Annotated in this window: 8 protein-coding genes; all 8 read left to right on the forward strand. The window is 41.8% G+C overall.

Annotated elements, in window-relative coordinates; all coding sequences use genetic code 11:
- Positions 1 to 13: 13 nt before the first annotated feature.
- Entirely contained in the window at positions 14 to 6160 is a 6147-nt protein-coding gene (locus HMPREF9447_RS28895) for a beta strand repeat-containing protein (RefSeq protein WP_009128134.1), read from the forward strand.
- Between the two features lie 57 nt (positions 6161 to 6217).
- On the forward strand, positions 6218 to 6517 hold the full coding sequence (locus HMPREF9447_RS03490) for a hypothetical protein (RefSeq protein ID WP_044137699.1): 300 nt from the start codon (positions 6218 to 6220) through the stop codon (positions 6515 to 6517).
- Positions 6518 to 6566: 49 nt separating this feature from the next.
- On the forward strand, positions 6567 to 6899 hold the full coding sequence (locus tag HMPREF9447_RS03495) for a hypothetical protein (protein ID WP_009128136.1): 333 nt from the start codon (positions 6567 to 6569) through the stop codon (positions 6897 to 6899).
- Positions 6900 to 6985: 86 nt separating this feature from the next.
- Complete coding sequence (locus tag HMPREF9447_RS03500) at positions 6986 to 7666, forward strand: hypothetical protein (protein WP_009128137.1); 681 nt, start codon at positions 6986 to 6988, stop codon at positions 7664 to 7666.
- Complete coding sequence (locus tag HMPREF9447_RS03505) at positions 7659 to 8594, forward strand: hypothetical protein (protein WP_009128138.1); 936 nt, start codon at positions 7659 to 7661, stop codon at positions 8592 to 8594. Before HMPREF9447_RS03500 ends, HMPREF9447_RS03505 begins: the two co-directional genes overlap by 8 nt.
- The gene (locus HMPREF9447_RS03510) at positions 8591 to 9472 is read left to right on the forward strand and encodes a hypothetical protein (RefSeq protein WP_009128139.1); all 882 of its coding nucleotides are present in this window, start codon (positions 8591 to 8593) and stop codon (positions 9470 to 9472) included. Before HMPREF9447_RS03505 ends, HMPREF9447_RS03510 begins: the two co-directional genes overlap by 4 nt.
- Positions 9469 to 10038 carry a hypothetical protein gene (locus HMPREF9447_RS03515; protein ID WP_009128140.1) on the forward strand — a complete coding sequence of 190 codons (570 nt, stop codon included), beginning with the start codon at positions 9469 to 9471 and terminating at the stop codon, positions 10036 to 10038. The genes HMPREF9447_RS03510 and HMPREF9447_RS03515 overlap by 4 nt, the downstream gene beginning before the upstream one ends.
- Complete coding sequence (locus HMPREF9447_RS03520; protein WP_009128141.1) at positions 10035 to 12620, forward strand: hypothetical protein; 2586 nt, start codon at positions 10035 to 10037, stop codon at positions 12618 to 12620. Before HMPREF9447_RS03515 ends, HMPREF9447_RS03520 begins: the two co-directional genes overlap by 4 nt.
- Positions 12621 to 12792 lie beyond the last annotated feature (172 nt).

Genomic DNA, 12792 nt, shown 5'->3' on the forward strand with positions numbered 1-12792 from the left:
GCAAAGAAATTATATGGCAAAAAAATTATTGGCACGTGGACAAGCTACCATAAACACCCTTCAGGATTCATATACATTGACCTTATCAATCAACAATTATGTATTTACATCAGAAGCAAACGGCACTATCCGGAATGCAGTAACTATTACTTCTTTTGTAAAAGCTACGCTGGATAATAAGGAATTTACTGATTTTACAATTGGCGTTATCACAAAACCTGCGGGTTTTTCTTCAATAACAGTAAACAATACTTATAAGAGTATAACATTCTCCATATTAGCTAATACAACAAATCTAGCTGATAATGGAGTTATTATGATTCCAGTCATAATAAAAGGAATAACATATAGTTTATCGTTTGTATGGGCAAAATCCAGAAGTGGGCAATCTGGAGTAAATGGTAATGATGGATATACAATTAAGTCATCCAGACAAAGTTGTGTCATATCAACAGATAAAGATGGAAAGATACATACAGAAGTAAAAACATCTACCATTATTTCTGCGCTTATAGGGAAAACTGTAGTCACTCCAGTAATCGGTACTCTACCAACAATAGCCGGATGTGTTTTAAGTAAATCCGGATCTACTATCACCATTACCTTCAACATTGGAACCTCTTTAGCTGAAAGTGGAACTATAGATATCCCCATAACAATAAATGGACTGGCTTTTGGTGTATCATTTTCTTACGCGAAAGCGCGTAGTGGAGCTAATGGCAATACTGGAGCAGCAGGTGTTGACGCCAATATGCTAGATTGGGTTAAGGAATGGAATACCAATAAGACACTCATAAACACTAGTACTGTCATAACTCCCAAGCTATTTGCCGGTACCAAAAATTCCAATGGTACTCTTACGGGGATTGCCATAGGACATTTTGCATTAAGCACATTAAATGCATCAGGTTCTATTATTACGGAAACGGTTAATGGTATTTGTGGTTTCAAAGATGGATATAAGACTTTTTTTGTTGATAGTACAGGTAATGTTCAACTAGGGCGTAATAATCAATTTATCAAGTATAATTCTGTTACAGGAAAAATTGAATTTGGTTCTGACGTTACCATGAACTGGGTGAATGCCATTAATACAACCAAGACAGAAGTGATAAATTCCGCCGCATCCACTGCACAGACGAAAGCGGATGCAGCAAAGAACGCTGCGATTGCCGCTGCTGCTACTGACGCAGCCAACAAGGTAAACGCAATCAAAATCGGTGGTCGCAATTACATCCGTAATAGTGCTTTCACGTCAAACCTGACAGGAGTTTCCGCTGATGGAACTACCGTATCCATAGATACTGCTACTTTATACAATAATTACCGAACGCTAAAGGTATTACAAAACACGGCGTGTACGGATTCCAACGCGGCCACGCAAAGGACTTATTTTAATGTAATCAATGGCAAGATATGTACACCTGCCAGCTTTTCGATGTATGTGAAAGGCTCGGTTGCATCAGTTATGAAAATACGCATCGGTGGTTCCGGAATCAGAACTGTGAATATCACTACTTCATGGCAACGTGTTGTTCTTGAAAATATCACCCCTACCTCTGCAGTGGTCCTTTTCGGATTCCAAACTGTGGGGACATACTGGTGTGCTCTTCCTATGTTAGTGGAAGGCAGTAAAACGGCAGACTGGATTCCCGCTCCCGAAGATGTGGACAGCAGTGTTGCTGCCGCCAAAAAAGCCGGCACAGATGCCAAGCTGGTTGCCGATGCCATCACGAGTAAGGCGAATACGGAAGGCTGGGCAACAAAGCTCACCTATATAGGCTCCACAGGCATCTTTACGGGAACGCTTTCTGCCAATACAGTGAACGCCGTCCGTATCAATGCTTCCCAGATCACAATCGGAACCATCGATGCGGCGCGTATCAACGTAGCGGCATTGAAAACATCGCTGATAACGGCAGGTAACATCGAGGCATTGACGCTGAATGTAACTAAAGGAAAAATTGGTGGCTGGTCTCTGGATGCCGACTCAATTTTCAGGGGAACGAAAAATAACTCCTCCGGAGCATATACAGGAACTGCAGGCTCGGTCTGTATTGGTTCTAATGGTATCAGAGGATTCAAATGGAGGCTAGATGCAACTGGGGCGGGTGCCGTTGCAGGTGGGAACATCAGTTGGGATGCGGCGGGGAATGTTACTTTCGGTTCTTCTGTTGTTTTGAACTGGACCAATGCCGCCACTGCCGCCGCAGGTAATGCGTTGGATGCTGCAAAGTCGTATGCGAACACCAAGAAAACCGAAGCCATCAATTCTGCCGCCACAGATGCTACGAACAAGGTAAATGCCCTGCAAATCGGTGGTAGGAATTTCTATAAAAAGAGTACTTCCATCACAAGCTTGATAAACTCCCCGACAGTGCAGAAAGAAGAAAGCGCCGACTCCCGGAATGGATTCAAACTGACTGGAAAAAAAGACCTGACCTGTGCAATCAGGATTAACAATATAATCACCCGCAATGGCTCCTATGTAGTCAGTTTTTTGGGAAAGAGCAACGGTACAAGTACTCCCAACTTTAATGTGTGTGACATCGCTTGCTCAGGTAATGCACAATTTACAACCTCTTGGAAGAAATTTGAACTGAAGGTCAATGTAAGTAATTACACGGATGCTGTCTATCATTTCCTCGATATTGAAAACCTGGGATGGCTCTATTATTGGCTAAAGGATTTTAAAATAGAGGAAGGCACCAAAGCAACGGGATGGAGCCCGGCACCGGAAGATACAGACAGTAGCATCAAGACTGTATCGGACAAAGCCGACGGGACAATTACAGCCTTGGGAGGAACTTCCTTTCCCAAGCTGACCCATATCTCCGGTACAGGAATCTACACGGGCACGCTGACTGCCTCACAGGTGAATGCGGTTGCGATCAATGCCGGGAGCATTACCACAGGCACACTCAGTGCGGACAGGATAGGCTCCAAAGCGATTACTGCCGCCAAGATTGCCGCCGGCACGATCACCGCGGCTGAAATAAACGTGGCAAGCATACAGGCATCTGTCGTTACGGCAAACGCCGTCAATGGCCTGACATGCACATTCAACAAGGGAACGATAGCCGGTTGGAATATCAATGCGAACCAGATTTTCAAGAACAACGTTTATCTGGGCTCTGATGGCTCTATATATAATGGTACAAAATGGAAACTCGGCAATGACGGGTCAGGGCAAATCGCCAATGGGAATATCAGCTGGAACGCTGCGGGGGCAGTGACTTTCGGAACATCCGTTTCCCTGCAATGGAAGAACGATATTGAAAGTGCCAAAACTACGAACTACGGTTACCGATATTACAAGAAAATCGTAGTGAACGGTGAATCGGGTAAATATTATCCCATCGTCTTCAAAGGTGGTGACCAGACGATAAAAAGGGATATCCTTATTCGCCGAGGCTACAGTGAACAGGCGCCAACTGACTGGGATAACAAAAGTACCACACACAAAGGTGGCCTGAGCCTGTTATTGAAAGTGAACTTCGGAGGTTGGGGCGGTGCATCTTATTCATGGGACATATATGAACTGTCGGAGGTCTATTCACGTATGTTTGCCGGTGCCGCTTATTGCGGCAATTACTGTATGTTCGCCGTTTACCTGCGTGGCGGGGGCGATGGAGGAGCCGTTTACCACCTGTATTCCGACCAGCCGATTGAGAGTGCGACGTACAGCCCTTCACCCATTCCCCCCGCACCCCAGATCGCTTATAACTCGGACCGTATTTTCCAAAGCGGAACAAGTACCGCGAACGCTCCTGCACCCCGTACCTTAACGGCTGCTGTGGAAGAAGAAATCCGTTACCACCGTTTTATTGGACTGGCACAAGGAAACGATACTACCCTGAAAGCACACCCCCTCACTTACATCGGTTCAACGGGCATCTATACGGGGACACTAACAGCAAACCAAGTGAATGCGGTTGCTATCAATGCAAGTAGCATTACCACAGGTACGCTCAGTGCTGACAGGATAGCTGCGGGAAGCATCTCGTCTACGAAACTGGATGCTACGAGTATTAAAGCCAATATCATAAATGTCGGATATATCAACGGATTAACATGCGCCTTTACAAAAGGATCAATCGGTGGCTGGACAATAACCAGCAATTCCATCTCAGGAGGACAAATTGTTCTTGACAAGGCAAACAAACGGGTAGTCGTATATGGTGCTTCATCAGGTCCGACAAGCGGACAAAGGGTACAGATTTACCATAACAGTAATACAGATTTCGGACTCTACACAACAGATTCGAAAGGAACAGTCGTTGTTCAATTAGGTTCAAACAACAAAATTGCCGGATGGACGATTAACCCCACACAGATATACAAAAATAATGTATATTTAGGAAGTGACGGTTCTATCACCAATGGTACGAAATGGAAACTTGGTAACGACGGGTCGGGACAAATCGCCAATGGAAACATTAGTTGGAACGCAGCGGGAACTGTAACCTTTGGCTCATCCGTATCCCTGAACTGGACAAATGCAGCTACAAATGCTTTAAACTCCGCAAAAAACTATGCGGATACCAAAAAGACGGAAGCTGTCAGTGTAGCAGCTACGGATGCGACGGCAAAAGCCAATGCTGCCAAAGAGCTTGCTCTGGCAACTGCTTTTGGGAAAATGATATATCGCGACCCTGAATTCCGGAATGGTAATAACGGCATCAATGTATATAATAATAGTGGAAACGGTACGGTAACAATTACTCGGACAGGGTTATCCAGTGCTCCTAACGACAGCAAAATGGTACTGGAGATTAAGACCACAGGTACTGCTTCACCCGATAATGGTGGCTTCTTTTTTGGTACGACATGCTCCAACCGGAAAGTTTTTATTTCCAAAATTATAGCCAAAATACCGGTTGGAAGGAATATTCAATGGGCAAGTAACTCTATCGGTACTTCAGGCAGCAGCAAATGGCTAACACCCAACGCAGGAACAGGTGATTGGGCAGAGTATGTGTACAAAGTGACGTGCGGCACTTCAAATTTTTCTTCCACGAACTTCTTTTATCTTGACGGTGTACAGGGAACTTCGGCTGCCCCCATCATTTGGCAGGTAGCTTATGCAACCGTGTTTGACACGACTTCCAGCGAGAGGTACACCACCACCATTGATGCCAACGGAATATATACCGGAACGGTGCGTGCAGGTCAGATGCTTATCGACAGCGCCTTAGTGGTAGGTGGCAGCAGTTATAACGGAAGCATTTCGCTACGTGACTCGGGAAATAATATAATGGCGACACTTGACCGTTCGGGGATAACTGCAGTAGCGGGAAAGATAGGGGGATGGAATATCAACTCCGGTTCTATCTACGCCTGCGCTCCTGCCGGAGGGCACCGGGTATTCATTACTTCCAGCGGATATTTATATAATGACGACGGTACACAGGATTTTTGGGGACTACGTGCGGATGGTTCTGCAACTTTCGGCTATGGCAAGATTCTTTTCGACAATGACGGTTCCGGATATGTAGCAAATAAGAACATCAAATGGGACTCAAAAGGTAATGTGGAAGTTAAGGGTAACATCACCGCCAATTCAGGATTAATAGCAGGCTTTACAATTAGTGGCAACAAACTAATAAATACGGCAGCTGATTCTTCAATTATGTTTTCATCGCTGATGGGCAATGCTTCCATGACGATAAACTCCAGCAGTGCACTTCTCTCCTTGCGTGCAGATTCAGCCCGTACAGGCATCTATTTGCAAACGTATGCGGCAGGAGCCAGAGGCATATATATTGTAGCCAATGCAGGCTCAAAATTTGCAATCGAAAGTTATGGTCCTGTATTATTAGGACAACGTATTAGTGAAAAATGGAATGTCCCGGGCGTACTATATATAGGATGCAAATTCAATGCCGGAGATAATACAAGCTTCGGCAAAATTTGGGGAGAAGGGGTCTCCGTAACATCCTGTTATTTTTTGGGGAATGGAAAATATAGGTTCTATCATAACCTGAATCATACCAACTATACAGTTATAGCACAAGGATGCCAAAATGAAAGATATTATGGCTTTTTCAGATTATTGGAAAGAAACACGAACAATTTTGTGATCCAAAATGTGGGGAGTAAAGGAGGGGGAGATGGCTCACCTTTTGACTTTACAATTATGGGCAGGAATGTATGGTAAGTCTGTATTAAACATTTTATATAGTTGTCTGGCTATTCCTTACAAAACCTATTTATCATGAATATAACTAACACGATTCTAACAAAAACAGCCATTGAAATGACCTCCAATGGTAACTATACTATTGAGTATACAATCATAAACGGAAAGCTCGACCGAGTTCAAATGACAATCCTAAAACTAGAAGCAGAAGAGAACGGTGAATATCCATTTATTGGTAACATTTGGTTGGAACAGGACAGCCTAAACTGTAACGTTCCATTGGCATCTAAAGTAAAAGTGGCCCCATATTTTGGTGACTTTGATATTTTCGTTACTAAGATTAAAGAATATATCGCTACGGAAGCAGAAAAATAAAACTTATCGAAAACGAATATTCTATTCTTGAAAAACAAAATTAAGATTTATGGAATTAGTCATCAAAGACAGGCTGTATATCCCGGCCCTTTTACCAAAGGAAGGTAACTTCCGCCAGTTCAATACGAAGAAAGAGATTCTCCGCAAAATTGAAATTACCAGCGAAGAACGAGAATGTGTAGGGCTCAAGGAAAACCAAGAGACGAAACGTATCGAATGGGATACTGAGAAAGAAGTACCCCTTTTGATTGAATTCACTTCTGAAGAGATGAATTACCTTAAACAATCTTTCGAAAAAATCTCTGATGAACAGTTACCGGATGATATGTGGACTGTTGTTGAAAAGATTTACAATGCTATACAGGATGGCAAAACTGAATAATACTTTTCTTGAACTCACTCATATTTCTTAACTCTCCCCATGGGGTGCTCCCGATGCATTGGGGCACCCCTCAATTTTAAACAGCTATGGCACGACAAGACATAAACATGGATGCGACCAGTGGAGAAGTGAACCTGACGGATAACCTGACTTCCAAAACCATATACCCTTTCATGCCTTTGGGAGAACTATTTGGGATGGATAATGACCACTATTGTTATGGTGAAATCATGGTTCCCGTTGATTTTGAATCCATGAATGTAGATGGTTATGAAGTTCGTCTATTCATTCCCTATACTCCTGAATACAAGTTCTTAAAAGTTAGGTTTGTTTTGGACACCGGGAATGACAACAGACAATACGTTGTGAATAGAAGCACTAACAGTTACTGGTTCATTGTCAGACAAGAAGAAGGAGACATACGGCTTTCAGAATACGGCAAGCTCAACGGTAATGGCATCTTTACCCTGGTGTTACGTCAAGGGAAACTTTATCTATACAGTGGTGCAGAGTCGGATTTCATTATTAAACCGTCATTGATCCAGAACAAGACATTTCTGCTTAAGTCGTTGACCGGTAGCTTGTATCAATACCCCACAACCGGTGTAGGACTAATAAATTACTTACATGGAAATTTTGAAACATCAGGTCTGTCAGCCAAGCTATTGCAAGAATTTGAAGCAGATGGGATGATAATTAATAACGCATACATGAACTCCCAAACTGGGGAACTGGTATTGGATGTAACAGAAAAAGAAAATGGGTAACTATACAATTACTACCGGACAAAATCTATATGATATAGCAATGCATATTCATGGCTCTATCGAAGGAATAGTAGATCTGATGATTAATAATTCGGAATTATCACTGGATGACAAGTTACAGGCAGGTGCTCAACTGATATATACAGATGAGTATGTTATCAATGGGGATATAGTAGCTTACAATACGTCACATATGACTATTCCGGCATCCGGCGAGCAACACGTTTATTACAAAAGCTCTGATTATCCTCAGATACTGGAGTTGATTTTGGATAATAAGAAAACATCTGCAGGCATTGTTTTCTCCGGTACAGGAAAAATAGAAATAGACTGGGGAGACAATACATCCATAGAGGTTTTGATTCTGGAAAATGTACAAAAGGGGATTTTCCACTCTTTCGATAGTAATATCTCTGATAAACGTAGGATACGGATATATAGTGAGGATGTACACTTCCGGAAACTGGATATCAGTGCGATGCAAGCTTTATCAGTCTATTGCAACCGCCCGGTTAGTGTAGAAAAATTCATTCTTACACAAGCTGCTATGAATATAAGCTGGCTTTCTCTTATAGAGAACACTTATGAAATGGATATAACCGGACTGACAACCTCTGATTTATTACCTCTTCTCCGACATAAAAGCCTGATGAATTTGGATTTACGCAAAATCTCAATCAAGCAACAAAAGCTGGATGAATACCTGATTGCACTGGTAAGACATTATGAAGGACGAAGGAATTGTAATATTATCCTCACCATGCAACCATCCGGGAGCTATGAAGAGCCCGGGAAAGATGAGAATGGCAGGTATATCATAACCTCCGGTATGGAGGCTGTCTGGATAATTACTCACGAAGAGGCATGGAATTCGGCAGGATTTTGGAAATTTCAGATTAAAGACCAGATTTACACAACAGAACCATGAGCAGAACGATAAAAGACATTTATACGGAGGCTATTGCAGAAAGAAACAAACGCATGGAACTGACCGAATTCAACAGTGACTCAAAATTGTCGATCATGAACGGTCTGACCTGGGTAGTAGCTGCTATAATTCATAGTTTTGAGACATTACTCGATGTCTTCGCCGTGGACATTTCTAACACAATAAATAACAGGATAAACGGCACTCCGGTTTATTATACAAATGCATTGTTGCAATACCAAAAGGGGGATACATTATCCGTACGCGAAGACGGATTAGCATTTGGATATAGCAATATAGATGAAACAAAACGGATGATCACACAGGTTTCTTACACTGAAAGCGTGGATGACCATAATCTGGACAGCAAACTGATTCTTAAAATCGCAACAGGTGAAAAAGGTAACCTGACAGCGATATCCAAAGAAGAACTTGTTCCTATCAATTCATATATAAACAAGATTAAGTTTGCAGGTACCCGGGTTGAAGTTGTCAGTTATGAAGGCGATGTACTTGTACCTATTGTCACCGTGTTTTATGATGGCGCGATTCCCGAAGCGGAAATATATACCAAGATAGAAGACAAACTCAAGCTGTATATTATGAATACACCGTTCGATTCATCTGTATATGTTTCACGTATAATCGAAGCGATCCGCAGTACAGAACATGTGACGGATGTGTATATTGATGAAAAGGCTATTCCGGAACAGGGAATTTTTATTGCGACCTATGATAGCGACGGACATATAGGTGAACTGAAGAAGATTTACCGGATGGTAAAGACCTCTTCCGGATTTTTGAAGGAGTCTAGCGGGAATGGGGAAGAAAGTGCTTTACCAGCCTTTAGACAAGCAATCAAACTACTTGTAGAATGAAGCGTTATAAATTACCCACAGACCGACTGGTGAATCAGCTGGTTCCACATTTCCTGACGGGAAGAAGATATATATTATTTATCCAAAGTCTTGTGTATCCGTTAAAAACTTTAAATGAGCGGTTTATAGAATATGCAAAGGAAAAACATATAGAAGCCCGTATGACAAGTCAAATAATGTATTTCGAATGGTATCTAAACCACAAATTCGGAAAATATATAGCAGCTAAAGATGAAAGGATTACTATTCAGGAAAGCCATTCTATCGGTGTAGATATATATCATGAGAACTCGTTAACGGGACGTCCATTCACAGTCTGGTACAATATGGAAGAGATAGCCTCTTTTACCCCGGACATAGAACGTCCCAGGGAATTTTACTATCTAACGGAAGAAAAAGCAATAAACAAAGTTAGTTTCATGATCGTCGTTCCGCCAATTCATATAGAACAACAAGAGTTTGTCTATATGCTTTCATATGTAGTAAATACCTATAAGACGGCTGGTAAAACTTATCTTATAAAGATTGATAACCAAGAAATAAGACCTAATAAACCTTTAGAATGAAAGAATACGTAGCAGAAACGGGTGGTAGATATACATATGCCGATGACATACTTAATCTTCAAGAACTGGCCTTGTCCATGACAAGTATCTTTTCAGAATGCACTGATTTCATTATTTCAGGCTGTATAGTGTCAGGAAACGCTATTGCATCCGGTTATGTATGGCTCAACGGAAAAGTAAGATACTTTGAAGGTTGCCCCACCGCCTCATTTCCATATTATATCTATGAACGGAATCTAAGTGACACAGTAACTTACGCCAACGAAATGAACAAGAAAGGCAGAAACAATTTTTTATGCCTGGGTGGAACTATTGTCCCGGACACTCCTGATACACTAACAGGTAAATTGCCTCATTTCATTGAGATACGAAAAGAATACGCTCCCCGGTTTATAGACAAGTTCATCGGAAAATACGCAGTACTGGTTGACACACCATTTTCCAAGCAAACAATACGAAAGGACCTTGTTATCACAGGAAAGCTGGGCATTGATAAGACAGTAGAATCCCAAACGGCATTGACTGTAGTAAATCCAGCAAATAGTTATTCATTCAAGGGTATTGTCAAGGTGAATGGTGACGCTTCCTGGGGAGCCTATTACAACGGTTTGCTGGTTAATGAAATATTACTTCAGACAGACGGCTCAATCCATTTTATAAAACAGGGAACAGAACTTGCCTATATCGATACTGCGGGTATATTTGTTCCGTCAGTTTCATGTACATCACTCAAAACGGGTTCTCTAGTCATCAATAAAAACTCCATTGCTAATTATGATGATGAAAAAGATACTGGGGCAGTGAATATAAATGTTGCAGGTTACAAAAACGGTAATACCAAGTTCCGGGATTTTAATGTTTACGATGGGAAAAAGAACACCTTACCACTTATCCAGACGGTTGGTAAAGAGAGAAAGGTCAATATCGCCGGAAACTTTTCAGTAAAAGCAGCAGACAATCAATTAGCTCTGATTTCGTCTTCATATCTGAAGGGAGACTCTGAACTTACCGGTTCAGTCCGGTTTAAAGACAGTTCTGAGGAAAATATTGCGGAAGTAGGATATATCGGAACGGATAACTTTGATTTCTCTATCAGTAACATGATCGGAAATCTGATTCTCAATAGTACGGGTTCTGTCAATGTACAGTCTGATTTGCAGGTAAAGGGAACTAGCCTTACAAAGCTTTATGTTTCTGCTGGTACCTTCAAAGATACACTGGCCAAGAAAGTAGATATAGTGCTCGGTAAAGGGCTCTCAAGCGAGGATTTTACTACTGAATACAAAAAAAAGCTGGATGCGATCACATCAGGTAACATTGATTCCGGTGAGGAAGGGTATGTCACAACCGCCAATATCACAGAAGCATTAAAAAAGAAACTGAATATTAGCTATAATCTGAGTGACCTGAATGATAAATCCATTGCGAGAACAAACCTTCAAGTCTTTTCCAAAACAGAATCGAATAACCGCTTTCTTAAAACAGAAGGAAAGCTACTGGAATTGGTGTCATTAACCGCTGACGAAATAAATGGGCTTTCAGCAGAACAAGCTGCGCAGTTGAAAGACGAGAAACAGGCACAAATCCGGTTAAATATTAATGCAGAAAAAAAAGGTACCGGAGAGTTGAAGCTTTCCAAATCATCCAATCTTTCTGATTTATCGGACAAAGGTGTAGCCCGTAAAAACATGAGTGTTTATTCTGTTACCGAGATAGACAAGCTTCTTGCGGGAAAGCTGAACACTGACGCAGCATATACCGGTGCAAATTTTACAGATGAAATGAAACAAAAACTGGAAACTATAAAAGGTGGTTCTTTTGCTTACGTCGATGATGAAGGCACATCCCATGCTGAAGTAGAAGGTTTCGTCATGACAAGCCAGGTAAAGAAGGAACTTGCTAAAAAGGCCGAACGCTTACTCACAGGTTACAATGACTCCGAAAAAAACAGCATAGCTTCAAACATAAATGTGTACTCAAAAACTGAAGCAGATAAGAAATACGCATCGGTAAACTCCTTGTTTCAGGATTACATCACCCTTTTAGTCAGTCAAGGAAAAAGTTCTTCTGACGCACAAAAAGTTCTCAGGGATAAACTGAATGTTCTGTCAAAAGAGGATGTTACAGGACACTATTTGAAAAAGGATGGCAAGCTGTCTGACCTTTCTTTACCAAATGCTGACGCAAAGAAAAGTGCCTGCCAGAATATTGGTGCAGCCTATGCCCCAGAGTATCAAACCAAAATTGCAGATACCGGCTGGAAACAAATGGCAAATTCCGGTTCCGGAACAGATACCCGTAGGCTTTTCGTCCGGCAAATAGGCAACATTGTATGCATCCAGGGGGTGATTAACACAGCCCGCCGGGATGGCAGCAACATGGGAGGAACAGTAGCAATCCTGCCAAATGGCATTTCAACGCCTCCGTATGGAATGAGAACTACTCTTTGTGATTGGAATGATGACGCCAAGTATAATAGGGGTACATCCTTTATATTGCGTGGGGGGACCCGCAATATCGTGATTTATGAAAGTGGATGGTATAACGTTGATACAGACATGAACTTTACATATATGGTTTAAAATAAATAAAAATGAAGAAAGTTAATATTCAAAATGACCTGGACAGCAGGCAGGAAATATCCCGGACAAGGGATACTACCGTATTTACAATAAATGATAAATCTTTAAATTTGGAACAATATGCCGAGAGCAAAGGTTTGCAGAAATGTGAGAATCACCCATCCGGGAGTAC

Source organism: Bacteroides oleiciplenus YIT 12058 (assembly GCF_000315485.1).
In the GTDB taxonomy this organism is placed as follows: Bacteria; Bacteroidota; Bacteroidia; order Bacteroidales; family Bacteroidaceae; genus Bacteroides; species Bacteroides oleiciplenus.